This is a genomic window from Amycolatopsis sp. NPDC005232 (genome assembly GCF_040607795.1).
Classification (GTDB): Bacteria; Actinomycetota; Actinomycetes; order Mycobacteriales; family Pseudonocardiaceae; genus Amycolatopsis.
Genome location: NZ_JBEXHL010000044.1, coordinates 1 through 25,800, shown reverse-complemented (window position 1 = coordinate 25,800; position 25,800 = coordinate 1). Strand labels below are relative to the sequence as shown.

22 protein-coding genes are annotated in these 25,800 nt (G+C 70.5%); 5 read left to right on the top strand and 17 right to left on the bottom strand.

Features of this window, described 5'->3' with window-relative positions; genetic code table 11:
• Positions 1-241: 241 nt before the first annotated feature.
• The 12 genes from ABZU76_RS45330 to ABZU76_RS45275 all read right to left on the bottom strand — a co-directional run bounded on the left by ABZU76_RS45330 (position 242) and on the right by ABZU76_RS45275 (position 14,084).
• Entirely contained in the window at positions 242-379 is a 138-nt protein-coding gene (locus ABZU76_RS45330; protein ID WP_354882747.1) for a hypothetical protein, read from the bottom strand.
• A gap of 2,133 nt (positions 380-2,512) precedes the next feature.
• The gene (locus tag ABZU76_RS45325; protein WP_354882744.1) at positions 2,513-3,454 is read right to left on the bottom strand and encodes a D-2-hydroxyacid dehydrogenase family protein; all 942 of its coding nucleotides are present in this window, start codon (positions 3,452-3,454) and stop codon (positions 2,513-2,515) included.
• Between the two features lie 19 nt (positions 3,455-3,473).
• Entirely contained in the window at positions 3,474-4,112 is a 639-nt protein-coding gene (locus ABZU76_RS45320) for an HAD-IA family hydrolase (RefSeq protein ID WP_354882741.1), read from the bottom strand.
• On the bottom strand, positions 4,109-5,386 hold the full coding sequence (locus ABZU76_RS45315; RefSeq protein WP_354882738.1) for a GrpB family protein: 1,278 nt from the start codon (positions 5,384-5,386) through the stop codon (positions 4,109-4,111). The genes ABZU76_RS45320 and ABZU76_RS45315 overlap by 4 nt, the downstream gene beginning before the upstream one ends.
• Positions 5,387-5,451: 65 nt before the next feature.
• On the bottom strand, positions 5,452-6,315 hold the full coding sequence (locus tag ABZU76_RS45310; protein WP_354882735.1) for a shikimate dehydrogenase: 864 nt from the start codon (positions 6,313-6,315) through the stop codon (positions 5,452-5,454).
• On the bottom strand, positions 6,302-8,494 hold the full coding sequence (mltG, locus tag ABZU76_RS45305; RefSeq protein ID WP_354882732.1) for an endolytic transglycosylase MltG: 2,193 nt from the start codon (positions 8,492-8,494) through the stop codon (positions 6,302-6,304). Before mltG ends, ABZU76_RS45310 begins: the two co-directional genes overlap by 14 nt.
• Positions 8,491-8,991 (bottom strand): Holliday junction resolvase RuvX, encoded by a 501-nt coding sequence (gene ruvX / locus ABZU76_RS45300; RefSeq protein ID WP_354882729.1) that lies wholly within the window; start codon positions 8,989-8,991, stop codon positions 8,491-8,493. The genes mltG and ruvX overlap by 4 nt, the downstream gene beginning before the upstream one ends.
• On the bottom strand, positions 8,981-11,644 hold the full coding sequence (gene alaS / locus ABZU76_RS45295) for an alanine--tRNA ligase (protein ID WP_354882726.1): 2,664 nt from the start codon (positions 11,642-11,644) through the stop codon (positions 8,981-8,983). Before alaS ends, ruvX begins: the two co-directional genes overlap by 11 nt.
• A gap of 106 nt (positions 11,645-11,750) precedes the next feature.
• The gene (locus ABZU76_RS45290) at positions 11,751-12,053 is read right to left on the bottom strand and encodes a hypothetical protein (protein ID WP_220238437.1); all 303 of its coding nucleotides are present in this window, start codon (positions 12,051-12,053) and stop codon (positions 11,751-11,753) included.
• Positions 12,050-12,445 (bottom strand): DUF948 domain-containing protein, encoded by a 396-nt coding sequence (locus tag ABZU76_RS45285; RefSeq protein WP_220238436.1) that lies wholly within the window; start codon positions 12,443-12,445, stop codon positions 12,050-12,052. Before ABZU76_RS45285 ends, ABZU76_RS45290 begins: the two co-directional genes overlap by 4 nt.
• 179 nt (positions 12,446-12,624) lie before the next feature.
• Entirely contained in the window at positions 12,625-13,482 is an 858-nt protein-coding gene (locus ABZU76_RS45280) for an NAD(P)-dependent oxidoreductase (protein ID WP_354882723.1), read from the bottom strand.
• A gap of 50 nt (positions 13,483-13,532) precedes the next feature.
• A complete protein-coding gene (locus ABZU76_RS45275; RefSeq protein ID WP_354882719.1) occupies positions 13,533-14,084 on the bottom strand; it encodes a cupin in 552 nt (183 codons plus the stop codon).
• 222 nt (positions 14,085-14,306) lie between these two features.
• Between ABZU76_RS45275 and ABZU76_RS45270 the strand changes: the two genes are divergently transcribed.
• Both ABZU76_RS45270 and ABZU76_RS45265 read left to right on the top strand, forming a co-directional pair.
• The gene (locus ABZU76_RS45270) at positions 14,307-14,798 is read left to right on the top strand and encodes a PadR family transcriptional regulator (RefSeq protein ID WP_354882716.1); all 492 of its coding nucleotides are present in this window, start codon (positions 14,307-14,309) and stop codon (positions 14,796-14,798) included.
• Complete coding sequence (locus tag ABZU76_RS45265) at positions 14,719-16,146, top strand: hypothetical protein (RefSeq protein WP_354882713.1); 1,428 nt, start codon at positions 14,719-14,721, stop codon at positions 16,144-16,146. Before ABZU76_RS45270 ends, ABZU76_RS45265 begins: the two co-directional genes overlap by 80 nt.
• Here ABZU76_RS45265 and ABZU76_RS45260 read toward each other — a convergent pair.
• The gene (locus ABZU76_RS45260; RefSeq protein ID WP_354882710.1) at positions 16,059-17,441 is read right to left on the bottom strand and encodes a replication-associated recombination protein A; all 1,383 of its coding nucleotides are present in this window, start codon (positions 17,439-17,441) and stop codon (positions 16,059-16,061) included. The two genes, ABZU76_RS45265 and ABZU76_RS45260, sit on opposite strands and share 88 nt — an antisense overlap.
• 122 nt (positions 17,442-17,563) lie before the next feature.
• On the opposite strand from ABZU76_RS45260, the gene ABZU76_RS45255 reads away from it, so the two are divergent.
• From ABZU76_RS45255 to ABZU76_RS45245, 3 genes are all read left to right on the top strand, one after another.
• The gene (locus tag ABZU76_RS45255; RefSeq protein ID WP_354882707.1) at positions 17,564-18,271 is read left to right on the top strand and encodes a TetR/AcrR family transcriptional regulator; all 708 of its coding nucleotides are present in this window, start codon (positions 17,564-17,566) and stop codon (positions 18,269-18,271) included.
• A 40-nt stretch (positions 18,272-18,311) separates the two neighbouring features.
• Positions 18,312-19,520 (top strand): cytochrome P450, encoded by a 1,209-nt coding sequence (locus tag ABZU76_RS45250; protein WP_354882704.1) that lies wholly within the window; start codon positions 18,312-18,314, stop codon positions 19,518-19,520.
• Between the two features lie 76 nt (positions 19,521-19,596).
• Positions 19,597-20,349 (top strand): metallophosphoesterase family protein, encoded by a 753-nt coding sequence (locus ABZU76_RS45245; RefSeq protein WP_354882701.1) that lies wholly within the window; start codon positions 19,597-19,599, stop codon positions 20,347-20,349.
• Here the strand turns inward: ABZU76_RS45245 and ABZU76_RS45240 are convergent.
• The 4 genes from ABZU76_RS45240 to aspS all read right to left on the bottom strand — a co-directional run bounded on the left by ABZU76_RS45240 (position 20,315) and on the right by aspS (position 25,519).
• Entirely contained in the window at positions 20,315-21,190 is an 876-nt protein-coding gene (locus ABZU76_RS45240; RefSeq protein WP_354882861.1) for an SGNH/GDSL hydrolase family protein, read from the bottom strand. The two genes, ABZU76_RS45245 and ABZU76_RS45240, sit on opposite strands and share 35 nt — an antisense overlap.
• 258 nt (positions 21,191-21,448) lie before the next feature.
• Positions 21,449-22,636, bottom strand: a complete 1,188-nt coding sequence (locus tag ABZU76_RS45235; RefSeq protein WP_354882698.1) for a phosphotransferase — start codon at positions 22,634-22,636, stop codon at positions 21,449-21,451.
• 79 nt (positions 22,637-22,715) lie between these two features.
• On the bottom strand, positions 22,716-23,657 hold the full coding sequence (locus ABZU76_RS45230; RefSeq protein ID WP_354882695.1) for a DUF389 domain-containing protein: 942 nt from the start codon (positions 23,655-23,657) through the stop codon (positions 22,716-22,718).
• Positions 23,657-25,519 (bottom strand): aspartate--tRNA ligase, encoded by a 1,863-nt coding sequence (aspS, locus tag ABZU76_RS45225; protein WP_354882692.1) that lies wholly within the window; start codon positions 25,517-25,519, stop codon positions 23,657-23,659. Before aspS ends, ABZU76_RS45230 begins: the two co-directional genes overlap by 1 nt.
• Positions 25,520-25,800: the final 281 nt, after the last annotated feature.

Here is a 25,800-nt window from a genome sequence, read left to right as displayed (position 1 = left end):
CACACGACGATGATCCGCGCAGATCCTCCGTAGAGACCTCCCCAGCATGACGCCGAGGCGTGGACGCCGCCGTTGATTGCGCTAGTGCAGGTCACGGAACTGATATCCGAGCTGACCGGTTTCGAGCTTGCGTCGGCGCTGCCGACGAGCCCCAGTAGGCCGGCTGCCAGGACAAGGGCGAGCCCTGCTAGCCGGCAGAAGAACTTGTTCGCGTTGTTCGGGGATTTCATGGCCGCGCCGCTCACCGCGTGTTCGCCGTGACCCAGTCGACGGTGGACCAGCACTGGCCCTGCATCTCGATCGATGACCCGTTGACGACCTGAGCCGAGCGGTCGACGTTCGGATCCCAGACCGCGTTGCACTCGACGTGCAGGTCCATGGCGACGGTTCGGCCAGAATTGTTGGTGCATCTGGCGTGGCCCCACTCGCCGTCGATCCAGGTGCTGCAGGAGGTTCCCGGAACTACCTTGGGTGCGGCAGAGGCGGGTGTTGCGAACGCCAGGCCTGCCGCCGCGGTCGCGCCAGCGATCAGGAGGCCCGTTCGTAGTCTGCCGAATCTGTGTCTCACTGACTCCCCATTCTTTGATTACAGGACAGGGGGAAGAAGGTTTTTTTCCCCCGAAAAAAAACTAGTGAAGTAGCGCAACGGGGCCAAGCGGTTTAGAATTTAACGTGATCTATATCACGTCAGTGTTGGCTATTTCTACTTTTTGTGCCTGAAGCGAAAATTCGCCAGTTGGCGGATGCTCGATGTCGTCTCGCTGGTCCATCTGCGTCAATTCAGCCGGTTGGCCTGCCCTGAATGGCCGCTAATGGTGTTCGGTACGCATTATTTCTCATGGCAGATATGACAATCTTTGTCTGGTGATCGTTTCGTAGCGAAAGGGTCGTGAGACTACGATTTCTGCTGGCCGAACTTGAAAGTGATTGGTGCCTGTTCTGGTGTCGTTGTGCGCGGTGGCGAGTGGAGCTGGCCTGGGCGGGTGAGCGAACGCACCGCAGCTCCAGTTCGCTGTCCTTCTTCAGGCCGGGCACCGACAGTTCGGTGAGGGTCCTCGGGCTTTCGATCTGCTTCACCGCCAACATGAGCGCACGACCGTGGTTGGTCCAGGAGTAGCCGAATTCAGGGTGCGTCTCGCCTGTTCGCGCGGATGTCGTCGGGCGGGCGGGTCGGCCACGACGGTGGCGACCTGGTCCGTGGTGAGCAGGCCGCATGGGTCTGCGTCGAACTTGGCCAGGTCGACTGGGCGGTCGATCTGGGTGAGCGGCAGCGGCGCACCGGTGTGCGGCGGGGCCGGTGGCTGGGAGCGAACGCGTTCCGGCGTCGACGGCCCGCACCCGCTGAGCAGGCCCGCTGCGAAGGCCGCGGCCCTCATGCCAGGGTCGCCGACGGCTCGATACGCCACTGCTTCTCGTCGTCCAGTCCGGAGTCGCAGGGCATGTCGGGGAACTCCGGGAAGGCGGCCGCGGGCTGCCCGTCCAGTTCACCGGCCTGCTATTGCATCAGCCGCAGATCGCGGCGCGGTTATGACGGCATCACCGCGTCGAGCATCCAACTTCCCCTACTCTAGGTTCATCAGGTGACGAAACGTGCCCTACTGCGACTCACGACAAAGCAGAACCGGACCGGGAACAATCGGAGCTGGATGGTGGATTGCCGACCGACCGCAACGGGGCCGAATTCGGTTTTGCGCGGCGGAGGCGAGAGCTGATCGTCGCCCTTAGCGCCTTCGGCCAATTATCGGTGGCCCGCGTGTGGACGTCTTCCGTCGACTTCCCTTCAGTAGCGTTCCATCCGCGAACCGGGCGATAGGTATGTGATTAGCGTGCAAGTGTCCCGGACTACGCACGCTGGTCGTCAGGTGAGCGAGTTCTGCAGTCGCGGGAGACGCCGTAGCTGGCGGGTCGAGCCGATCTCCGTTGCGAGCAAACGCGCTTTCGGGATGTGTTCACGTGCTTCCTCGGGTTGTGTCGCGCCACGAAGGCGGCGGCTAAGTCGACCCGCCGGCCGGCTTCGGCTCGTGCGAACGTGGGGTCCAGGCTGTTTAGGGCTGCTTCGAGCACGTGTACGGCTTGTGGTTCGCCGATCCGAGCACGGGCATGCCCTCGCCACCGTGCCAGGTGGACGGCATCGAGAGCGACGTCGGGTCCGTGTTCGTCAGGCAGGCCTGGTGGCTGCAACGCTGCGGCGCGGTCGAAAGCGCAAGCTTGCAATCGACCGGGTCAGACGCGTCTCGAAGAGGCGTTTCAGCGGCTGATGAGGACGGCTGGGACGTGCGTGGGGGCCCGTCCCGCCTGTCCCAATCAATGTTTTCGCAGCTAGAGCGCGAGCGTGAGGTGTCCCGCTGCTGGGACGGATCGGGACAGCTGGGCCAGGTTCTCACAGGTCACATGTACGTAAACAAAAGAGCGTCCGCCTTTCCCGCCTTGACAACGGGTCACCGGCCGTAGTCACAATCCAGCTTCGGGGTGCTCACCCAGCGCGAGCCGCTCCTGCGACGAACCGAAAACCTCACTCCATGACGCGAATCGGTTCCCCAGCCTGAAAAGCCGCAATATCCTCCACCGCATCCCGATAGAAGATCTCGTACGTCTCCCGGCTCACATATCCGACGTGCGGCGTCAGAATGACGTTGTCGAGACCACGAACCGGATGATCGGCTGGCAGCGGCTCCACGTCATACACATCCAATGCCGCCGCGGCAATCTGCCGCGAGCGCAAGGCATCCACCAACGCAGCCTCATCCACGATCGGCCCGCGAGACGTGTTCACCAGCAACGCCGTCGGCTTCATCCGCGCCAGCTCCGCGGCCCCGACCAACCCGCGGCTACGGTCGGAGAGCACCACGTGCACCGACAACACATCGCTACGCTCGAACAGCTCGTCCTTGCCGACAGCCGTCACCCCGTGCTCCGCGGCCTTCTCGGGCGTCAGATTCGGGCTCCACGCGATCGTCTCCATCCCGAACGCCTGCCCGATCTTCGCCGAAGCACTCCCCAGGCGCCCCAAACCGAGCAGGCCCAGCGTCTTCCCGCTCAACACGGTCCCGACGCCGACCTGCCACCCACCTTCCTGCATGGACCGCACATCCGCCGGCAGGTTCCGCGCCGCGGCCAGGATCAACGCCCACGTGTGCTCCAGCGTCGGCGGGCCGAGGTACCCCGTCGCCGACACGACGACCCCGTTGCGCTTCGCCGCCGCGACATCGATCGCCGCGTTGCGACGGCCGGTGCTCACCAACAGGCGCAAATCCGGCAGTCGGTCGAGCACCTCCGCGGGAAACCGCGTGCGCTCGCGCATCGCCACGGCGACGTCGAAGCCGGCCAGCTTCCGGACCACGTCGTCGGGGCCGGTGAAGGCCTCGGTGATGACCTCGATGTCGGCACCGAGGGAGTCCCAGTCGGCGTAGCTGAGCGCGACGTTCTGGTAGTCGTCGAGGATCGCGATCTTCATGCGCCCCACCGTAGTCCGCTCACGCGCGCAGAACTGCGTCCACCCGCAAGCCGGCGCCGGTCCAGCGGATTCCGGCCAGGTCCTGGACCACGGGCGCGGCGGGCGAGTCCAGCGCGCCGCGGCCCACGCCCACCACGGCGGCGGGGCCGGCCGCCACCGCGGCGGCCAGGCCGTTGCCGCTGTCCTCGAAGATCGCGCACTCGCCGATCGGCACGCCGATCCGCCGCGCCCCGAGCAGATAGCCCTCGGGGTCCGGTTTGCCCCGCGACACGTCGGCGGCGGTCATGACCACGGGCGCGAGCGGCGGGCCCGCGGCGGCGAGCCGGGCTTCGAGCAACGGCCGCGACGCCGAGGTGACCACGGCCCAGTTCCCCGCCACGCTCGCGAGCAGCTCGGCCGCGCCGGGGATCGCGACGGTGGTGCCGGCGTCGCCGATCTCCAGCTCGTCGATCCGGCGCAGGCCTTCGTCGGCCTGGGCTTCGGGCAGATGCATCCGCACCGTCTCCGTGGACCGGCGGCCGTGCACCCCGTCGAGCACGACGGCCGGGTCCAGCCCGTACTCTCGCTCCCACCGCGTCCACGACCGCTCGCCCGAAGCCGTGGAGTCCACCAGCACCCCGTCGACGTCGAACAGCACCGCACGGCATTCAAGGATCATGCTTCTCCTGCCACACAACGGAAGTACAGGAACCGCGGCTTCGTCCGCAGCCCCTCTGCGATCCGCGGGTCGGCCGCGTCGGCCTCGGCCACGGGCATCGGTTCCACCAGCCGGTCGACGGTGAACCCCGCGTCGCGCACCGCGTCGAACGTCCAGCTGAGCGGCCGACGGTAGAACTGCACCGCCTGACGGTAGGAACCGAGCAGGAACTCGTCGTCGAGCAGCTCGGTCTCGAAGTAGTTCTCGCGCTCGAACCAGTGCCAGTCCTCACCGGGGTGGTGCACCGAGAACACGAGCTGTCCGCCCGGGCGCAACACGCGGTGGAATTCGCACAACGTCGGTCCGAAATCCGCCAGGTAGTGGAGGACAAGGGACGCCGTGATGACGTCGATCGAACCGTCCTCAAGGGACAGTGGCTTCGCGATGTCGGCGACCTCGAACGTCGCCAGGCCACCGAACTCCCTGCGCGCCAACGAGATCAGACCTTCGCTCACGTCGACACCCAGCACGTCGGCGCCACGACCGGCGAGCAACGCGCTCAGGTGACCGGCCGCGCACCCGACGTCGAGCACCCGCTTGCCGGTCACGTCACCGGCCAGCTCCACGATCGCCGGGCGGTCGTACAGCGCGTTCGTGACGCTTTTCGCCGCGTGCTCGGCGTAGGCCTGGCTGAACCCGTCGTACTGCGCCGTTTCGAGCCGTGCGGCGCGGGCGCGGCCGACGATCTCGTCGATGACCTCACTCTTCGCGTCCGCGTAGTGCTGGATGTACGTCCAGGTTTTCGCAGCCAGTGTGCGTTTCTTCGCAAGGTATGTCGCCAGCTCCTCAGGATGTGTGCGCATCCGATCACGGAAGAGCAGGTATCGCTCGGTCTGGCCGTTGCCCGGGGAGTGGACGTGGAGGTTGACCTTCGGGTCGGTCCCGGTGAAGCAGCGGTGCTTCTCCCAGTCCGGCTCGCGGATCACGAGCCGGTAGCCCGCGGCTTCGAGCGCCGGCACGTAGGCGTCCTCGTCGTCGGAGTCCGGGACTTCCAGCAGGATGTCGATGATCGGTTTGGCGGCGAGGCCAGGGACCGAAGTGGACCCGACGTGTTCGAGCAGCACCACGTTCTCCCCTAGAGCTGTGCGGATTCGCTCATCTTCGCGTTCGAACAACACCGGCCACTGTGAGTCGTACTCGGCGAGCGTCACCGTGGTGTCGAGGCGCGGCGGCTCGTCGACCCAGGACTCGCGGATTTCGTCGTCGGTGTGTGCCTGCTGGCTCGTGGACGGCATGGATCCCCCCTGATCAACGGCGAATGGGCAGTCGGCCAGGCTAGCGACTCGGCAGCCGGCGCGCCTCAGGAAATCGGCAGCGGCAGGATGTCCCCGGTCGCCGCCCGCAGGGCAGCGCGCATCTGTTCACGCGGCGCGGGCCGGCCCGTGAAGTGCTCCGCCTGGCCGAACGCCTGGTGCAGCAACATGTCCAGCCCCGTCGCCAGCCGGCCACCGCGAGCGGCGACGGCTTCGGCCAGCGGCGTCGGCCACGGGTGGTAGATCACGTCCAGCACGCTGGGCACGCCCGCGAGCGCGGAGACGTGAGCCAGCACCGCCTCCGGCGGCACGGTGTTCACCAGCACGGCCGTGCGCGCCGCCAGTGCCGGGAAGTCCACTTCGGACCACCGGAGCACCTCGACGTCGAGGCCCGCACTCTTGGCCGCGTCGAGCGTCTCCCCCGCCCGCGCCGGTTCCCGCACCACGAGACTCGCGGACGCCACGCCCAGCGCGGCGAGCCCGACCACCGCGGCCGCCGCCGTCCCGCCGGCTCCGAGCACCACCGCCCGGTCACCCGGCGAAGGCGTGTACCCACCCGCGGCCCGCAGCGCGCCCGTGACGCCGTCGACGTCGGTGCAATCGGCGAGCCAGCCGCCCTCGACGCGCACCAGCGTGTTCGCCGCACCGACCGCCGCCGCGCGCGGCGTGACCTCGGCCGCGTGGTCGAGCGCCCGGCGCTTGCCCGGCATCGTCACCGACAGGCCGACCCACTCGGGGCCGAGCCCGTCGACGAACCCGGGCAGCTCGTCGGCCCCGGTCTCCACGCGCTCATACGTCCAGCCCGTGAGCCCGAGCGCGTCGAACGCCGCGCGGTGCAGCACCGGCGAAAGCGAGTGCTCGACCGGCTTGCCCAGCACCGCGGCCTTGCGGGGCCTGTCAGAAGACGCCACGGGAATGCGCCAGATCAATGTTCTTGTTGTGGTCGGTCAGCGTCGTGGCGAAGCAGGAGTGCCCGTCCTTCTCGCACTTTACGAAGTACAGCTCGTGGCCGTCCGGCGGGTCGAGCGCCGCCTTGATGGCGTCGGTGCTGGGCACCCCGATCGGGGTCGGCGGGAGGCCGTAGTTCAGATACGTGTTGTACGGCCCCGGGGCTTCCCGATCCGCCTTGCTCGTGAGCAGGGTCGGTTTGTCGACCACGTAGTTCACGGTCGAGTCGAAGCCGAGTTTGATCCTCTGGTCGAGCCGGTTGTAGATGACCCGCGCGATCTTGGGGAAATCGGGGGTGATCGCCTCGCGCTCGATGAGCGACGCGACGATCAGCGTCTGGTACGGCGTCTGCTTGGGCCCGGTGCTCTGGGCACTCAACCCCGCGGCCTGGATGGCCGAGGCCGACTGCTTGACGAGGTTCGTGATCAGCTCCGACGCGGTCCAGCCCGGTTTGACGTCGTAGAGCCCCGGCGCGATCAGGCCTTCGATGCGCTTGTCCTTGCTCAGGGCCTTCTGCGCGGGTTCCACCGCCCAGTCGGGCACGCCGAGCGTCTTGAGGTCGGCGTCCGCGACGGTCTTGCGCAACGCGTCCGTGGAGACGCAGGTGCTCTTGCCGTCGAGCTCGGCGCACGAGGCCTTGGAGATCAGCGAGTAGACACCCGGCGCGACCTTGTCGCCGGGCTGCTTCACGTCGTCGAGCTGCATGTACGGGCGGATCTCCAGCCGGCCGACGTGCGCGCCCGGCGAGGTGATCAGAGACACCGCGCTCTCGCCGGACATGTGCTGCTTGAGCAGGTAGTAGCCCTGCTGGATCCGGCTCAGCGCGGTGTTCTCCGCGCCGGCCTTCACGAACGCCGAGGTGCTCGCGACGACGCCCGCGTCGACCAGCTTGCCGCCGATCGCCGACGTGGTGTCGCCGTCTTCGACCTGGATGAGCGCGCTGCCTTCGCCGGTGCCGTCGAAGTCGTTGTAGCCGAAGATCTTCTGGTAGCCGTAGTACGCGCCGCCGGCGAAGACCACGAGGACCAGCAGCGCCGCGACCCAGCCGAGCGCGCGCTTGCTGCGCTTGCGCTTCTTCTTTTTCTTGGCGGGCGCGGGTTCTTCGGCGTACTCCTCGTCTTCGTACTCGGCGTCCTCGTATTCGCCGTACTCCTCGTCGTCGTACGCCTGGTCGTACTCGCCGTCTTCGCGGTACTCGTCTTCGTAGTCGTCGTCGCCGAACAGGTCGTCGAGCTGCTCACGCTCCTGCGGCGCCGAGTCCGGCACGGCCGGGATCACGTCGGTCGGGTGCTCGACCGGCTGCGGCCTGCGCCTCGGCGACGGACCCGGCCTGCCGAGCCGCGGGTCGGGCGGCATGGAGCCGTCAGGCGGGCCGGCAAAGCGCGGGTCGGGCGGCATCGAACCGTCCACCGGACCGGCAAAGCGCGGGTCGGGCGGCATCGAACCGTCCACCGGACCGGCAAAGCGCGGGTCGGGCGGCATCGAACCGTCCACCGGACCGGCAAAGCGCGGGTCGGGCGGCATCGAACCGTCCACCGGACCGGCGAAACGTGGATCCGGCGGCATGGAGCCCTCCGGAGGGCCGGGACGGCGGACCGGGCGCGAAGGGCCGGGGTCGCCGGGCAGCGGCAGGTCGCCGGTGTCCGAGCGCGGACGGCGGCGCGGCGGTGCCGGAGGCACGTCGCCCGGCTCGGCGCGGCGACGGCGGCGCGGCCCGGCGGGCGGCGGGCCTGGCGGCGGAGGCGGCATCTCACCGGCACCCCGCGGGTCGCCGGACGGCTGCGGCGGGTCGCCTCGGCGAGGGTCACCCGAGGGCTGCGGGAAGTCAGGCGGAGGCACGTCGGCGGGATCGCGACGGCGGCGACGGCCGGTGGCGGGCGGTGGGCCCGGCGGAGGGGCCTGCGGAGGAGGCGGCACCTCGTCCGAGGCCTCGCGACGGCGCCGTCGGCCGCCGCTCGGTGGGGGCGGCGGGGCCTCGTCGTACGGCTCGGGGGCGGCGTGGTGGGAACGCGGCGGCTGCTCGTGGGCGCCGGACGGCGGCGGCGTGCGCCGGGCTCGCCGCGGCCCGCCCGGCGGTGGGGTGCCGGGATCGCGCAACCGTCGGCGGCCGCCTTGGTCCTCGGGACCGCGGGGCTCGGTCATGACTCGCCTTTCCGGGCGCGCTGCGCGGCGGCGGCGTCGAGCCAGGCCTGCAGGATCTCGACGGCGGCGGCCTGGTCGACCACCGCCCGCTGCTTGCGTCCCTTGACCCCCCGCTGGGAAAGCATTCGGGACGCCGTGACCGTCGTCAACCGTTCGTCGGCGAGGCGCACCGGCACGTCGCCGACCCGCGTGGCCAGCTTCTCGGCGTACTCCACCGCGATCTGCGCGGCGGGTCCGGTTCGGTTCGCCAGTGTCTTCGGCAAGCCCACGATCACCTCGACCACCTCGTGTTCGGTGACGAGTTCGGCAAGCTTGTCCAGATCGCTGTCGTCCTTCGCATCACGGGAGAGGGTAACGAGCGGGCTCGCGAGGATGGGGGCGGGATCGCTCAGCGCCACCCCCACCCGGACAGACCCGACATCGACGCCGAGCCGCCTGCCGCGGCCCGGATCGGACTCACCGGGTCGATCCGGGCCCCGCCGCGAGCTAGCGGCCAACGCCGGCGACCGCCGCACGCAGCGCCTCGACGGCCTGCTGCGCGCCGGCCGGGTTGCTGCCGCCACCCTGCGCCATGTCGGGCTTGCCGCCGCCGCGGCCACCGATGGCCTCGGCGAACGACGGCACGAGCTTGCCCGCCGCGATGCCCTGGTCGCGCGCCGCGGCCGTGGTCGCGACGACGAACGCCACCTTGTCGCCCGACGGCGCGAACAGCGCCACCACGCCGGGCCGGTCGCCCAGCCGGCCCCGGACGTCGGAAGCGAGCGCCCGCAGCCCGTTGCCGTCGACGTCCGGCACGACCTCCGCGACCACCGACACACCGCCGGCGTCCTGCGCCTTGTCGGCGAGCGCGCCCGCCGAGCCGAGCACCTGCTGCGTGCGCAGCTGCTCGATCTCCTTCTCCGCGTTCTTCAGCCGCGAAAGCACGTCCTCGATGCGCGAGGGCAGCTGGTCGGTGGGCACCTTGAACGTGTTCGCCAGCTGCGACACGAGCAGCTGCTCCTTGCGCACGTGCTTGAGCGCGTCCGGGCCCACCAGCGCCTCGACGCGGTGCACACCCGACCCGATCGACGAGTCGCCCACGAGCTTCACCAGGCCCAGCTGGCCGATGCGGTCCACGTGCGTGCCACCGCACAGCTCGCGCGAGTAGTCGCCCATGTCGACCACCCGCACGTCGTTGCCGTACTTCTCGCCGAAGAGCGCGACCGCGCCCAGCTCGAGCGCCTTGTCCTTGGTGGTGATGTAGCTCTGCACCTCGACATCGGTCTGCAGGTAGTCGTTCACCTCTTCCTCGACCTCGGTGAGGATGTCGGTCGACACCGAGGCGGGCGTGGTGAAGTCGAACCGCATCCGGCCCGGCGAGTTGAGCGAACCGGCCTGCGCCGCGCGCTTGCCGTACGCCCCGCGCACGGCCGCGTGCACGAGGTGCGTCGCCGAGTGCGAACGCTCGATCGACAGGCGCCGCGCGCCGTCCACCGAGCCGGTGAGCTCGGTGCCGATGCCGACCTCGCCCTCGGCGACCTCGACGCGGTGCACGAACAGACCCGGCACGACCTTCTGCACGTCGAGCACGTTGATCTTCACACCGTCGCCGAGCAGCACGCCGATGTCGGCGACCTGGCCACCGCTCTCGGCGTAGAACGGCGTGCGGTCGAGCACCAGCTCGGCCTTGTGGCCCGCGGCGACGCTGCGCACCGGCTGCCCGTCTTCGAGCAGGCCGACGACCTTCGCGGACGCCTGTAGGTCGGTGTAGCCGAGGAACTCGGTCTCGCCGTTGCGCTCCAGCAGCTTGCGGTACTCCGACAGGTCGCCGTGGCCGTGCTTTCGCTGGGCCGCGTCGGCCTTCGCCCGGGTGCGCTGCTCTTCCATGAGCGTGCGGAACCCGTCCTCGTCGACGGTCAGGCCCTGTTCGGCCGCCATCTCGAGAGTGAGGTCGATCGGGAAGCCGTAGGTGTCGTGCAGCTGGAACGCCTTGTCACCCGCGAGGAGGTCGCCGCCGGACTTCTTCGTCTCGGCCGCCGCGAGGTCGAAGATGCGCGAACCGCTGGTGAGGGTGGCGAGGAACGCCTCCTCCTCCACGCGCACGACCTCGGAGATGCGGTCGAAGTCCGTGACGAGGTTCGCGTACGTCGGGCCCATCGTGTCGCGCACGACCTCGGCGAACGCCTGCAGCACCGGCTCCTGCACGCCCAGCAGGCGCGTGGAGCGGACGATACGGCGCAGCAGCCGGCGCAGCACGTAGCCGCGGCCGTCGTTGCCCGGCGTCACGCCGTCGCCGATCAGCAGCACGCAGGTGCGCGCGTGGTCGGCGATCACGCGGAAGCGGACGTCGTCGGTGTGGTTGGCGCCGTAGCGGCGGCCCGAGAACTCTTCGGCGCGGCCGATCACCGGGCGGACGAGGTCGGTCTCGTACACGTTCTCGACGCCTTGCAGGATCGTCGCGACACGCTCGACGCCCATGCCGGTGTCGATGTTCTTCGCCGGCAGGTCACCGAGGATCGGGAAGCTCTTCTTGCCCGCGCCCTCGCCCCGGATGTTCTGCATGAACACCAGGTTCCAGATCTCGATGTAGCGGTCCTCGTCCGCGACGGGCCCGCCCTCGCGGCCGTACTCGGGGCCGCGGTCGTAGTAGATCTCGGAGCTCGGTCCGCACGGGCCGGGGATGCCCATGGACCAGAAGTTGTCCTCCATGCCGCGCCGCTGGATGCGCTCGGACGGCAGGTCGGTGAGCTTGCGCCACAGCCCCGCCGCTTCGGCGTCGTCCTCGAACACGGTCGCCCAGATCCGGTCGGGGTCGAGCCCGTAGCCGCCCTCGGACTGCGGCCCGGTGATCAGCTCCCAGGCCAGCTCGATGGCGCCTTCCTTGAAGTAGTCGCCGAACGAGAAGTTGCCCGCCATCTGGAAGAACGTGTTGTGCCGCGTGGTCTTGCCGACCTCGTCGATGTCGGGCGTGCGCACGCACTTCTGCACGCTGGTCGCGCGCGAGTACGGCGGCGGCGCCTCACCGAGGAAGTACGGCTTGAACTGCACCATGCCGGCGTTCACGAACAGCAGGTTCGGATCGTCGAGGATCAGCGAGGCGCTGGGCACGCGGGTGTGCCCCTTCTCCTCGTAATGGCGCAGGAATCGTTCGGTGATCTCGTGTGTGTCCACGGGTGTGTCCTCGGGCTGGGGTCCGCGCACCGCTCGGCGCGAAGATCGGACCGGGAAAAGGGAGAGGCGGCGACGGCGGAAGGCACTGCTCGCGGACGCGAGAAGGTCAGCCTTCCGCCCGGCGAGCTCGCCGGACCGGGCGCGCGGCGGCGTGCCGGCCCGCGCCACCCGGCGGCGCGATGTAGCCGGTCCGTTCCTCGACCATGTCGTGCAGCTCCTGCTCCCGTTCGCTCATCCCGGCGCGCACCTCGGCGCCGAACGAACCGACGGCGCCGGCCAGCTCGCGCACGGCCTCGCCCAGGTTCGATGCTAACCCCGAGGGCGTGGCCTGACGAACCGTCTCGCCGGCCTTGCGGGTGAGCGCGACGCCGGCGAGCACGCCGACGCCGAGCCAGAACAGACGCTTCACTTCTTCCTCCGGCGAGCGGGTCGCTGGGCCTTCGCTTCCTGCTTCTTGCGGCGCGCGCGGATCGCCTTGCTGATCCCGTAGGACAGCGCGGCGGTCTTCACGAGCGGGCCACCGAGGGTCGCGGTGAACACCGAGGACAGGGCCGAGACGTTGCCCGTGACGGCCTGCGCGTTGGCGGTGATCCCGTCGACGCGCTCGAGCTGGGTGTTCACGTGCGTGATCGTCTCGTTGGCACCCAGCAGGATCGGGTCGGTGTTCTCATGGGCCTTGCGGATCGCGATCGTCGCCTCGTCCAGCGTCCGGCCGAGCTTGAGCAGCGGGATCGCCAGCAGCAAGACCAGCACCACGAATGCTCCTGCGGCGATCAGCGCGGCGATCTGCCCTGCCGACACGGGCCCTCCTCGGGGTTGCACGGGTCTTCGGTGTCAGTGAGGTTACCGCCTGGCCAGCCGTTCGGCGGTGTCGCCCCGCCGGTCGGTCACTCAGCGCAGCCGAACCGGTTCCGACCTGCGGTTGTGCCCCGTGCGGAACCTCCACCGGGCGAGCCGGCGCGGCGTTCGGGTGGTGGTGATCAGTCGTCCTGTTTGGCGACCGCCCGGTACAGCACCGCCATGTCCTCCTCGCCGTGGCCCGCGTCGACGGCGACCTGCAGGTGGGCGAGCGTCGCCGCGGCCCCGGCCACGTCGACCGCGTCTCCCGCGGCCTCCACCACGAGCCGCGCGTCCTTGGCGGCCATCGCGGCGGGGAAGCTCGTCGGGTAGTCGCCCGAGAGCATCAGCGGGCCCTTCATACGCGCGTAGCCCACGTCGAAGCCGGTCCCCTCCATCACGTCGAAGAACAGCTGCGGGTCGACGCCGAGAGCGCGGGCGAGCGCGAGGCTCTCGGCCGTGCCGTTGGTCAGCGCGAGCACCCACGCGTTCATCACGAGCTTCAGCCGCGTGGCGGTGCCCGGCTCGGTGCCCAGCCAGCGCGTGCGCGAGCCGACGGCGTCGAAGATCAGCGCGGCGGTCCCGTGCACGTCGTCCGGCCCGGCGGCCAGGACCTGCAGCTGCGCCTGCTCGGCGGGGACCTTCGTGCCCATCACCGGGCAGTCGACGAACACGACACCCGCCTTCTCGGCGGCCTCGGCCAGCGTGGCGATCCACTCCGTGCCGACCGTGCTCATCTGCAGCCAGACCGTGCCGGCCTTGACTTCCGCGGCGGCGAAGACCTCGGCGACCGTGGGCCCGTCGGACAGCATCGTGACGAGCACGTCGGCGCCCGCCGCGGCCTCGGCCGGGGTGTCCGCGACCGTGGCGCCGTCGGCGGCCAGCGGCTCGGCCTTGCCGCGCGTGCGGTTCCACACGCGCAGCGAGACGCCGGCGCGGACGAGGTTGGCGGCCATCGGGTGGCCCATGATTCCGGTGCCCAGGAAGGCGACAGTGGTCATGGCTCCATCGTGCCCGTCGGTACCCCGGCCCGCAGGCGGGGTCAGTGCCGTCAATGGCTCAGCGCGGGCCAGGTCGACGCGCGCCCGGCCACCAGCTCGTCGAAGCCGGGGAACCCGGTGGCGCGCAACGGCTCGGCCGACGCCGTCCCCGAGCCCGACGCCGGGTGGCGCACGCGGACGGTCACGTGGCCGGGGTTCGAGCCGCCGTCGTGCCAGTGGCGGGTGTGCGCCGGGATGCCGAGCAGGTCGCCGGGCTCGCACAGCACGGCGTGGACCTGACGGCCCGCGTGCAGGTACCAGACGGCGGAGCCGGTCACGAAGAACCGGTCCTCGTCGCGCGGCAGGCTGCGTTCGGCCGCGCCGAAGTCGCCCGTCAGCACGTCGACGGCGTGATAACCCACGGCCGTGGTGCGCGAGTCGATGCGGTCCTGGAAACGGGCGAGCACTTCGGACTCACTGGCGCCGGGCAGCGGCCCGTCCACCGGCCAGCTGCCGAACTCGACCCCGACGCGGGCCAGCTCGGCCGTGATCGTCCCCGGGTCCTCGGTCCTCAGCAGCACGTGCCCGGGCTGGTCGTCGGGCCACACCGTCAACAGCGTCATCGCCACCCCCTCCGTCACCGGGAATCAACCGACCTGACGGCCGGACATTCCCACTCTCGCCGTTATACGGAAGAACGTGGCGACGTTCACGGGAGTTTCATCGAGCAGGATCGAAGGGGGAACCAACACTGCCCTGGCGGGGCAGATGATCACTCCACGTGCGGTGAACTGCGCAAACTCACCTATACACTGCGGGTATACCTGGCATGTATAGTCGCTGGCATGTCGATCAGTCACGCTCTGCTCGGGCTGCTGGAGGCCGGCCCGCGCCACGGCTACGACCTCAAGCGGAGCTACGACGAACGGTTCGGCCAGGACCGGCCGCTGCGCTACGGGCAGGTCTACTCGACGTTGTCGCGACTGTTGAAAAACGGGCTCGTCGAAGTCGCGGGTGTCGAGGCGGGTGGCGGGCCGGACCGCAAGCGCTACACGATCACCGACGCGGGGATCACCGACATCGAGACGTGGCTGCGCACGCCGGAAGAGCCGGTCGCGCACCTGCAGAACATCCTCTACACGAAGGTCGTGCTCGCGCTGCTGTCCGGCCGCGACGCCGCCGACGTGCTCGACGTGCAGCGCGCCGAGCACCTGCGCGTGATGCGCGAGCTGACCCGGCGCAAGCGCGCGCGGGCTCGTGCTGGGGACGCTCGCGTTCCTCGGCCTGCGGCAGCTGACACGCGTCGACCTGCTGGGCTGGAGCGCGTTCACGAGTGACGTCGTGCCGTCGCCCTGGCTCACGGTGCTGATCGTGGTGCTGATGCCGGCGCTGGCCGTCGGCACGGTGCTGTTCTCGATGCGCCGCACGATCGTCGAACCGCTCGGCGTGGTCCGCGACAGCAAACCCGTGCGAAGGCGGGCGCGGTGGCGGGTCGTGCCGATCGTGGTGGGCATCGGGCTGCTGCTCGTCCTTTCGCCGAGCGGTGATCCGGGCACGGCTTCGTGGATCGCGATCGTCGCGACGGGGGCGGCGGCACCGCTGGCCGGCGTGCCGGCGATCCTGCCGTGGCTGCTGGAACGCACCGTCGGGCGGCTGCGCGGCGGCGCGCCGTCGTGGCAGCTGGCCGTCCGGCGGCTGCAGCTCGACAGCGGCACCCCGGCTCGGGTGGTCAGCGGTGTCGCGGTCGTGCTCGCCGGGTCGATCACGCTGCAGCTGGTGCTGTTGTCGACGGCCGGGCAGTACGCCCCGTCGAGTGCTGTTCAGTCCGATGACTGGGTCACCATCGACACCACCGTCGCGGGCGCCGACCGCGTCGCGGCCTCGCTGGCCGGGGTGGCGGCGGCCGCGCAGGTGGGCCTCGCGAAACGGGTGAGCGCGATCGGCGCGGACCCGACGCGACCGTTGGACCGCCGCACGATCACGGTCGCGTCGTGCGCGACGATCCAGCGGGCGCTCGAAGTGCCCCGGTGCACCGATGGCGACGGCTTCCTGCCGGGGTCTCCGAGTCAGGTCCGGCCCGACTCTGTGCTGACGTTGGTCGGTGCCCACGACACGGGTGCGCACCCGCTTGGCACTTATCTCGTACCGGTCGGTCTTTTGCCTGCCGCACAACGGGTTTCACGAGGCCCGTACCCCGGCGACGTGGTGCTCACCCCGGCCGCGGCGGCGAACCTGACCGTGCCCGCCGACGTCGGCGCCGAAGCGTGGGTGAGGATCGCCCCCGGCCACCCCGGCGCGACCGAGCAGATCGCCAACGCCGTCGGCGATCTGACCTGGCAGGCCTTCGTGTCCGACAGCACCGGCGACCTGCTCACCACCGACCAGAAGTCGTTCGCGACCGTCCGCAGTGGACTCGACGCGGCGTCGCTGTTCACCTTGCTGCTGGCCGGGGTCAGCATGCTGGTGCTCGCGTTGGAACAGGTGCGCGAACGCCGCCGCCCGCTGGCCCTGCTCGCCGCGGCGGGCGTACCGAGGTCAGTGCGCTGCCCGCCCTGCGCACCACCATGCGGCCCGACTCAATCCGGACCGAGTGAGCCCTACTGCCGCTCGTCGCGGATGGTGCGGCGCAGGCGGGGCACGCGCTCGGCCAGGGGGCGTTCGCCGCCGCGCTGGGTGGGTTCGTAGTAGTCGCGGCCGACGAGTTCGTCCGGCGGGTATTGCTGGGCCAGGACGCCTTCCGGGACGTTGTGCGGGTAGCGGTAGCCCTGCGCGTTGCCGAGCTTCTTGGCGCCCGCGTAGTGGCCGTCGCGCAGGGGCGGGGGCACGGTGCCGGCCAGGCCGGCGCGGACGTCGGCCAGGGCGGCGTCGATGGCGGTGACCACGGCGTTGGACTTCGGCGCCGTGGCGAGGTGGATCGTGGCCTGCGCGAGGGCGAGGCGGCCTTCGGGCATGCCGATGAACTGGACGGCGTGGGCGGCCGCCACCGCCGCCTGCAGTGCGGTCGGATCGGCCAGGCCGACGTCCTCGCTCGCGTGGACCACGAGCCGCCGCGCGAGGAAGCGCGGGTCCTCCCCCGCCTCGATCATGCGGGCCAGGTAGTGCAGCGCGGCGTCGACGTCGGAGCCGCGGATGGACTTGATGAACGCGCTGATCACGTCGTAGTGCTGGTCGCCGTCGCGGTCGTAGCGCACCGCTGCCTTGTCCACAGTGGACTCGACGGTGGCGAGGTCGATCGTCTTGGCCTCGGTGGCCGACGCGGCGTCGGCGGCGGCCTCCAACGCCGTCAGAGCACGGCGCGCGTCGCCGCCGGCCAGGCGCACGAGGTGGTCGCGCGCCTCGTCGGTCAACCTGAGCGAGCCGCCCAGGCCGCGTTCGTCGGTCAGCGCGCGGTCGAGCAGCTTCACGATGTCCTCGTCGGTCAGCGGCCGCAGCTGAAGCACCAGCGACCGAGACAGCAGCGGTGACACGACGGAGAACGACGGGTTCTCGGTCGTCGCGGCCACCAGCAGCACCGTGCGGTCCTCGACCGCGCCCAGCAACGCGTCCTGCTGCGTCTTGGAGAAGCGGTGCACCTCGTCGATGAACAGCACGGTGTTCTCGGCGTTGTACTGCCGGCGCCGCCGCGCCTCCTCGATGACGCCGCGCACCTCCTTGACGCCCGCCGACAGCGCGGACATCGCGACGAACCGGCGGCCGGTCGCGATCGAGACGAGGTTCGCCAGCGTGGTCTTGCCCGTGCCCGGCGGACCGTAGAGCAGCACGGACGCCGGCGCGGCCCCCTCCACGAGGCGGCGCAACGGCGCGCCCTCGCGCAGCAGGTGCTGCTGCCCGACCACCTCCTCGAGCGTGCGCGGCCGCATCCGCACGGCCAGCGGCGAGCTCGCCGGGTCGGCCTGCGGTTCGGCCGACGAGCCAGCTCGCGTCGGTTCCGGCGGCGGCCCCAGGTCGGGGTTCACCGTGAAGAGTTCGTCCTGTGCCACACCGTTGACGTTAACCGACCACCCCGACAACTCCGCTTGCCCGGCCCGCGTACCCGCGCTACCGTTGACCTCGTGACCAGATGAGCAAATCCGGTCACGGGGTCAATGATCAAGGGAGACGAATGGTGCCGGACGAGCCGAACCGCGACCGCGCGGACCGGATTCTCGACGCGGCCGCCGAGCTGCTGGTGCGCTGGGGCTCGCGCAAGGTCACGATCGAGGACATCGCGCGTCGCGCCGGCATCGGCAAGGGCACCGTCTACCTGCACTGGCGCACCAAGGACGCACTGTTCGGCGCATTGCTCATGCGAGCCTCGGTTCGGCTGCTCGAAGCGTCGGTGGCCGAACTGCGTGCCGACCCGCACACGGTCGTGCCGCACCGCTACTTCCGCTCGACGTTCCTGCTCACGACGCGAGACCCGCTGCTTTCGGCGATGCTCGCGAACGACACGGAGCTGCTCGGCGACTACGCGATCAGTGCGGCCGAGACCCAGCGGGAGGCCGCGGAGGCGGTCGAGCGCACCTTCGAGCTGTTCCTCGGCAGCGGCCTGCTGCGCGGCGACATCCCGGACGTGCGTTTCGCGCTCGGCGCCGCCTCCAGCGGTTTTTACCTTTACGGCAACATCAATCCCGAGTTCGCGGACACGCCGCTCGAGGCCAGGGCCGACGCGCTGGCCCGCGTGATCCGCGCCGCCTTCGAACCGCCGGGCGAACCTGACCCGGGCACGGTCGAGAAGGCGGCCGACGAGCTCCGCACGGTGTTCGAGGCCTACGCCTCGGCCGCCCGCGCGGTGATCTACCCGGGGAAACCCACCACCGGCGCCGGCTGATCCCGGCCCGTAGTTGAAGACAGATTGGGGCTGTCGCACCATGAGCACCGCACTTCCCGAAGCCTGGACCATCCACAAGGAACAGTTCTGGCTGCGGGGCCACCGTCCCGAAAACGCCGTGGAGTTCAAGCCCGAGCTGGGCACGTGGAACGTCTACGGCCACCCGGAGGCCCACGCCATCCTGTCCGACCCGGCCACGTTCTCCTCCGACACCGCGCGGCTGCTGCCCGAGAAGACCCTCGGCGACACCAAGGAGCTCTCGGCCGGTAACCTGCTGCAGCTGGATCCCCCGCTGCACAACAAGATGCGCAAGCTCGTGAGCCGCGCCTTCACGCCGAAGGTGGTGGCCGACCTCGAGCCGCGGATCGCCGAGCTGACCCACGAGCTGCTCGACGAGGCCGCCGGGCGCGACCACCTCGAGCTCGTCGCCGACCTCGCCTACCCGCTGCCGGTGATCGTGATCGCCGAGCTGCTCGGCGTGCCGGCGAGCGACCGCCACCTGTTCCGCGAGTGGGTGGACCGGCTGTTCGAGAGCCCAGAGCAGTTCTCGCTCACCGACGACTCCGAGGAACAGCAGAAGCGGCTGCAGGAACAGCTTGCCGTGAGCCGCAAGTTCACCGGCTACCTCGGCGAGCACGCGGACGAGCGCCGCCGCAACCCGCGCGAAGACCTGCTCACCAAGCTCGTCGAGGCGGAGGTCGACGGAGAACGGCTCACGCGTTCGGAGATCGTGAACTTCGCCCAGGTGCTGCTGCTGGCCGGGCACATCACCACCACGATGCTGCTGGGCAACACCGTGCTGTGCCTCGACGCGTTCCCCGCGTGGGACGAGCGCGTGCGGGCGGACCGATCGCTGCTGGCGCCGGTGATCGAGGAGTCGCTGCGCTACCTGTCGCCGTTCGGGGCCGTGGCGCGCGTGACCAACCGCGAGGTGGAAGTCGCCGGCACCACGATCCCGGCGGACCAGATGCTCATGATCTGGGTGGCCGCGGCCAACCGCGACCCGCGCGTGTTCGCCGAGCCGGACTCGTTCGATCCGACGCGCGAGGACATCGCCCACGCGCACCTGGCATTCGGGCGCGGCATCCACTTCTGCATCGGCGCGCCGCTAGCGCGGCTCGAAGGCCGCACGGCGCTGAACATCCTGCTCGACCGCTACCCCTCGCTGCGCACGATTCCCGGTGAGCCGCCGGCGTTCCAGCCCAACCCGGCGATGACGGGCGTGACGAAGCTGCCGCTGAGCGTTTGACAATCGGCGCCTCTGAACCGTTGCGCCGCCGGCGAACACCGCTCGCCGGCGGCGTCCCGGCGGGCAGACTGAGGTGATGGTCTCCTCGGTCGCCGTGCTTTCGGACATCCACGGAGTGCTGCCCGCGCTCGACGCCGTGCTCGCGGAGCCGGACGTCGCGGCGGCCGACGTGGTCGTGCTGTGCGGCGATCACGCCGCCGGTCCCCTGCCGCGGCAGACGCTCGACCGGCTCGGGGCGCTCGGCGAACGCGCGGTGTGGGTGCGCGGCAACGCCGACCGCGAACTCGTGTCACTGGCCGGCGGTGGCACCACGCAGATCCCCGACCCGATCGCGCCGTGGGCCGCGGCTCAGCTGCGCCCGGACCAGGTCGAGCTGCTCGCCGCACTGCCGCTGACCGTCACCCTCGACGTCGACGGGCTCGGCGAGGTGCTGTTCTGCCACGCGACCCCACGCGACGACGAGGAAGTCGCCCTCGTCGACAGCCCGCTGTCCCGCTGGGCGGAGGTGCTCGGCGGCGTCACGGCGGAAACCGTGGTGTGCGGGCACACGCACATGCCGTTCGTGCGGCTCGCGGACCGCATGCGGATCGTCAACCCCGGCAGCGTCGGAATGCCGTACGGCACAACGGGTGCGCATTGGGCCCTGCTCGGACCCGGCGTGCAGCTGCGCCGAACCCCTTACGACACCGCGAAAGCGTGCGACGTGCTGGCTGGCTCGGGGTACGCCGACATCGAAGAATGGGCGGACTACTTCGTGCGCAACCCGGTGTCGGACGCGGAAGCGTTGCGCGTGTTCAGTCCACGCGCTCGCGGAACGACCGCCACATGATCGCCACCGCGTAGGGCAGGAACTCGCGCCCGCGGCGCCACAGCCACGGCACGCCCCGCGCGACGAGCCACACGACGTGGCTCGCGGTGCTCGGCTGGACGCCGCCCGAGCAGGTCAGGCTCACCGGTTCCGGCACCGCGAACCCGGCTTCGGCCAGCAGTGCGGTGAAGCCGAGCGCCAGCATCCGGTGGCCCAGCTCCGACGGGTGCAGCCGGTCGACACTCCACGACGGCAGGTCGTAGGCGCCGGGCATCGCGTCGAGATCCAGGCACGGCACGCCTTCGGCGGCCACGACCGCGTCGATGACCTCGTTGAGCTCCGCGACGCGGGCGCTGAGCGCACGCTTGATCGACGGCGGGAGGCGGAACACCTTGCCGTGGTCGTGGAAGCGCACCGGCACCAGCAGCGTGCCGTGGGCGGCGAGCGTGCGGATGAGCTCGGTGAGGTCGGCGGAGATCTGCTCGGCGTCGAAATCGGGCCGCAGCGTGTCGTTCATGCCGACCACGAGCAGCGCGACCTCGGGCCGGAACTCCAGCACCGCCGGCATCTGCTGGGTCAGCACGTCCTTCATCCGCGCGCCTTCGAACGACGGGTTGAGGTACCCGTCCTCGTCCACCCCGAGTGCGGCGGCGACCAGCGGCCCCACCCCGCGCCAGCCGCCTCGGTTCGGCAGCGGATCGCCCAGACCCACAGCGGTGGAGTCCCCCAGCATGGCCAGCCGACGCGCGCGGCGCGGCTGGTCGGCCGGCGCGGCGTCGGTGGTCTGCCGCTGCGGCGCGGGATCGGCGGGTTCGGGGAAGCGGGTGACTTCGACGCTGATCACGGTCACGCAGAAGACCATCCGGCACCGAAACTCACCTGCGGTGATGACCAGGTAACGCGGCATGGACGGGGGCTGAAACTCTTGGCATGTCCTGTCCGCCCGGCGGGGTCGGGATTGCCGGTTTCCCGTGTTCACCCGCGCGGACCGGGATCTTCCGGATAAATCGGGCCAGCCCCAACCGCCGCGGGAGTCCCGATCGCATGGTCAGGCGGCTCGGTGAGCAGATCCGGGTAGTTCGACCCAGCCCCGTGTGCCGCCGGTGATGGTGGTGGCGGGCTAGCGGAACGCGGGGTAGAACGCGAGGTCCGCGTGCGGTCCCAGCCGCGCGCCGAGCGCCGCCGCCACGCGCTGGGCGTGCTCGGCGATGTCGGTGAGGCGCGCGTAACCCGCGTGCTTGGCCAGCTCGCGCCACCACGTGACCAGCGCCGCCTCGCGGCTCACGGGCGTGGCGTGGCGGCTGAGGTCGAGCTTGGGCAGCGTCTCGCGCGTGATGAGCCAGACCATGAGCAGCTCGCTGATCGTGAGGTGCGCGGCGAGCTCCTCGTCGTCGGCGAACGAGGGCCACACGGACACGACCTCGGCGCGCCAGGCCGCGATCATCGCCTCGCTCATGCCCGCGGGCAGGGCCAGCGCGTCTTCGCAGGAGGCGAACGGCAGGCGCAGGTACGCGGCGTCGACCAGGGCCGTCCGCACACGGCCGCGTTCGAAGTCGAGGAACCGCACCCCGGAGCCGGTCACGAGGTTGTTGTCGGGGCTCAGGTCCACGGGGCTGAACGCGCGGAACGACGCCGAGCGCGCCTGCGCGGCCGCCTGGGCGACGCGGTCGTGGACCGGCTCGGCGACCACCACGTCGAGCAGGTCCGCCAGCATCGGCGGCACCTCCGCGGTGAGGTCGGCGAGACCCGCGTCCTGGTTGCGCACCGGGCCGCCGAGGCGGCGCAGCAGCGCGTTGAAGTCGGCTTCGCGGCTGGCGGTGCTCGCGTGCAGGCGCCCGAGCGAGCGAGCCCACGACAGCAGCGCGCGCTCGGCCGCGCGCGAATCGCGCGAGGCGAGCTTGTCCTGCAACGTCGGCGCACGGCCGAGGTCCTCGATCACGAGCACGCGGTGGCGACCGTCGTGGGCAAGCAGCTCAGGGCACATGCGCTCGTCGGGCGACAACGCCGTGAAGAGCTGGTAGCTCACGGCTTCCTGCGCGAACGGGTCGGCGTCACCGGGCTCGGGCGGGTCGGGGTAGTGCTTGATGACCAGCGTGCGCGGCAGCGCGAACGACGACGACACGACCCGGGCCCGCACGACCGTGGCCGGTCCGCTGCCCTCGAGTCCTTCCGGTGACACCAGGGTGATCGCGCTGCCGAAGCGACGCGAGAGCACCGCTTCGCCCGCCGCGACCGCCGCGGCGACAGCATCCTGCCCGGCTCCTGCCCCGACGCCTGCGTCGCCGGCGGAGGAGGTGTCGACTGTCATTGGCACCGACCCTACTCGTGACTGAGCAACCATGACCACAGTGATCCGGGCGAGAACACGCGAACCGACGCGTAGTTCATCACCCGCGTGAAAGCGGACGTAACAGGGCGCCGGAACGTTGCTTGCGCCGTCGAAGTATCAGCACAATGGCCGCAGCGAGCACGATCCCGAGCAGGTTGACGAGCAGCTGCAGCAGCGAATATCCCGCGCGGTCCCAGCGTCCGGCGACCGCCGCGACCATCACGTAGCCGGCCGCCGGCACGGTGGTCACGGAGATGAACACCCCGACCAGCGCGGCGGATTTCGCCGACGTCATCGCGAGCATCCCGGCAGCTCCGGCGAGCAGCGCGACCACGAACGACGCCGCGCCGACCTGGTAGACGAAGTCGACGTTGTAGTTGTCGACGATGCTCGCCGGGTCGAAGAACCCGGACACGCTCCCCAGCAACACCGCCACGCCCGTGATCACCATGGCCACCGGGAACCCCACGGCCAGCGCGATCACTGCCCGGCGGACGAGGTCCCAGCGCCGCAGGACCAGTCCCACGGCGACGGCGGCCAGCGGGCCGAACTCGGGGCCGACCACCATGGCGCCGACGACCGTGATCGGCGAGTCGGTGATCACGCCGGTGGCCGCGAGCAGGCAGGCGATCGCGAGGAACGCCTGGAACGTGACGGTCCAGCGCGACTCCTCGCCTGTGCGGCCGAGCAGCTCCTGCCACATCATCGCGTCGGCACCCTCGCCGGGCGCGGCTTCCTCGGCGGCGTCGGCCGCGTCCGACACCGCGGTGTCCAGGTTCTCGAGCGTGATCCCGCCGGTGCGGTCGAGGTGCAGCGCGCACAGCGCGTCGACGATGTCGCCCGCGGCTTCACGGGCGACATCGGCCTCCACGAGGTCGCCCTCGGGCACGAGGGCGGCCCCGTGGTGCACCACGAGGTGTGCGGTCCCGGAGTGTGCTCGCAGGTAGGCGAGCACCTCGGGGGTCCGCTCCGGCGGGCACAAGGCCCTGAGGTGGAGCATCAGCCCTGGGGCTGTGCCGGTTTCGCGTTCTGGGGCTCGGCGGCCTGAGACTTGCCGCTCTCGGACTTGGCGTTCTCGGACTTGGCGCCCTCGGACTTGGCGGCCTGGGGCTTGGCGTCGATGCCGGCTTCCTTGCGCTGCTGCGCAGTGATGGGCGCGGGCGCGGCCGTGAGCGGGTCGTAGCCGCCGCCGGTCTTGGGGAAGGCGATGACGTCGCGCAGCGAGTCGGCCTTCGCCAGCAGCATCACGATGCGGTCCCAGCCGAACGCGATGCCGCCGTGGGGCGGCGGGCCGAAGGCGAACGCGTCGAGCAGGAAGCCGAACTTCTCCTGCGCTTCCTCCTCGCCGAGGCCCATCAGCGCGAACACGCGCCGCTGCACGTCGCCGCGGTGGATACGGATCGAGCCGCCGCCGATCTCGTTGCCGTTGCAGACGATGTCGTAGGCGTAGGCCAGGGCGGCGCCCGGGTCCTGTTCGAACTTGTCGACCCACTCCGGCGTGGGCGAGGTGAAGGCGTGGTGCACGGCGGTCCACTTGCCCGAGCCGACGGCCACGTCGTCGCCGATGTCCTCGACCGGCGCGAACAGCGGCGCGTCGACGACCCACACGAACGACCAGGCGTCCTCGTCGATGAGGCCGAGGCGCTTGCCGATCTCGTCGCGCGCGGCGCCGAGCAGCCCCTGGGTCGTGGCGGTCTTGCCGGCGGCGAAGAAGATGCAGTCGCCGGCCTTCGCGCCGGCGGCCTTGGCCACGTTCTCGCGCTCGGTTTCCGACAGGTTCTTCGCGACCGGGCCGCCGAGCGTGCCGTCCTCGTTCACGAGGATGTAGGCGAGGCCGCGGGCGCCGCGCTGCTTGGCCCATTCCTGCCACGCGTCGAGCTGGCGGCGCGGCTGGTCGGCGCCGCCGGCCATCACGACCGCGCCGACGTAGGGCGCCTGGAACACGCGGAACGGAGTGTCGGCGAAGAACTCCGTCATGTCGGTGATCTCGAGGTCGAAGCGCAGGTCCGGCTTGTCGGAGCCGTACTTGGCCATGGCCTCGTGGTAGGTGATGCGCGGGATCGGCCGCGGGATCTCGTGGCCGATCAGCTTCCACAGCGCGGACACGATGTCCTCGCCGAGCTTGATCACGTCGTCCTGGTCGACGAAGCTCATCTCGATGTCGAGCTGCGTGAACTCCGGCTGGCGGTCGGCGCGGAAGTCTTCGTCGCGGTAGCAGCGCGCGATCTGGTAGTAGCGCTCGAGGCCACCGACCATGAGCAGCTGTTTGAACAGCTGCGGCGACTGCGGCAGCGCGTACCAGGAACCGGGCTTGAGGCGCGCCGGCACGAGGAAGTCGCGGGCACCCTCGGGGGTGGATCGGGTCATCGTCGGCGTCTCGACCTCGACGAAGTCCTGCTCGTCGAGCACGGCGCGCGCGGCACGGCTGACCTGGCTGCGCAGGCGCATCGCGGCCGCCGGGCCGCTGCGGCGCAGGTCGAGGTAGCGGTACTTCAGGCGCACCTCTTCGCCGACGTCCACGCGGTCGTCGATCGGGAACGGCAGCGGCGCGGCCTCGGACAGCACCACGAGCTCGGTCACGAGGACCTCGATCTCGCCCGTGGGGATCTCGGCGTTCGCGTTGCCCTCGGGCCGCTTCGACACCTCGCCGACGATCTTCACGCAGAACTCCGACCGCAGCGCGTGCGCGCGCTCGGCCATCTCGCCCTCGCGGAAGACCACCTGGGCGACCCCGCTGGCGTCGCGGAGGTCGATGAAGATGACTCCGCCGTGATCGCGCCGCCGCGCCACCCAGCCGGTGAGGGTGACGGTCTGACCGGCCTGCTCGGCACGCAGGGTGCCGGCTTGATGAGTGCGGAGCACTGCGACTGCTCTCCTTAGCCCACGGGTTCACGGGTTCGTCGACGGGTTTTCGCCGAACACAGAGGCTAACGAATGGTGGGGAGAGGGCGGCGACCAGGTTTGACTCTCAGTTTGAGTCGCCGTGAGCCGGGATGGCGGAGAGCCGGTTGTGGGCATCGGCCGGGGAAGACACGCCCCGCCCTCCCCGGCAGGGTTCCGGCAAAGTCTTTGGGCCTGGTTGTAGGGCGGGCACGGTCTCTGTTGATCATGTGATTGTCGAAGTCCCATGATCGTGAGAGAGC

Coding starts and splice junctions, on each gene's coding strand:
- ABZU76_RS45275 (WP_354882719.1), bottom strand. CDS start 14,084: ATGACGCTGTTGACGGTGTGGCCCGACGACCAGCCCGGGCACGTGCTG.
- ABZU76_RS45320 (WP_354882741.1), bottom strand. CDS start 4,112: ATGATCCTTGAATGCCGTGCGGTGCTGTTCGACGTCGACGGGGTGCTG.
- ABZU76_RS45330 (WP_354882747.1), bottom strand. CDS start 379: ATGGACCTGCACGTCGAGTGCAACGCGGTCTGGGATCCGAACGTCGAC.
- ABZU76_RS45270 (WP_354882716.1), top strand. CDS start 14,307: ATGTCGATCAGTCACGCTCTGCTCGGGCTGCTGGAGGCCGGCCCGCGC.
- ABZU76_RS45255 (WP_354882707.1), top strand. CDS start 17,564: ATGGTGCCGGACGAGCCGAACCGCGACCGCGCGGACCGGATTCTCGAC.
- ABZU76_RS45245 (WP_354882701.1), top strand. CDS start 19,597: ATGGTCTCCTCGGTCGCCGTGCTTTCGGACATCCACGGAGTGCTGCCC.
- ABZU76_RS45235 (WP_354882698.1), bottom strand. CDS start 22,636: ATGACAGTCGACACCTCCTCCGCCGGCGACGCAGGCGTCGGGGCAGGA.
- ABZU76_RS45280 (WP_354882723.1), bottom strand. CDS start 13,482: ATGACCACTGTCGCCTTCCTGGGCACCGGAATCATGGGCCACCCGATG.
- ABZU76_RS45325 (WP_354882744.1), bottom strand. CDS start 3,454: ATGAAGATCGCGATCCTCGACGACTACCAGAACGTCGCGCTCAGCTAC.
- ABZU76_RS45240 (WP_354882861.1), bottom strand. CDS start 21,190: ATGGTCTTCTGCGTGACCGTGATCAGCGTCGAAGTCACCCGCTTCCCC.
- ABZU76_RS45315 (WP_354882738.1), bottom strand. CDS start 5,386: ATGCCGTCCACGAGCCAGCAGGCACACACCGACGACGAAATCCGCGAG.
- ABZU76_RS45250 (WP_354882704.1), top strand. CDS start 18,312: ATGAGCACCGCACTTCCCGAAGCCTGGACCATCCACAAGGAACAGTTC.
- mltG (WP_354882732.1), bottom strand. CDS start 8,494: ATGACCGAGCCCCGCGGTCCCGAGGACCAAGGCGGCCGCCGACGGTTG.
- ABZU76_RS45230 (WP_354882695.1), bottom strand. CDS start 23,657: ATGCTCCACCTCAGGGCCTTGTGCCCGCCGGAGCGGACCCCCGAGGTG.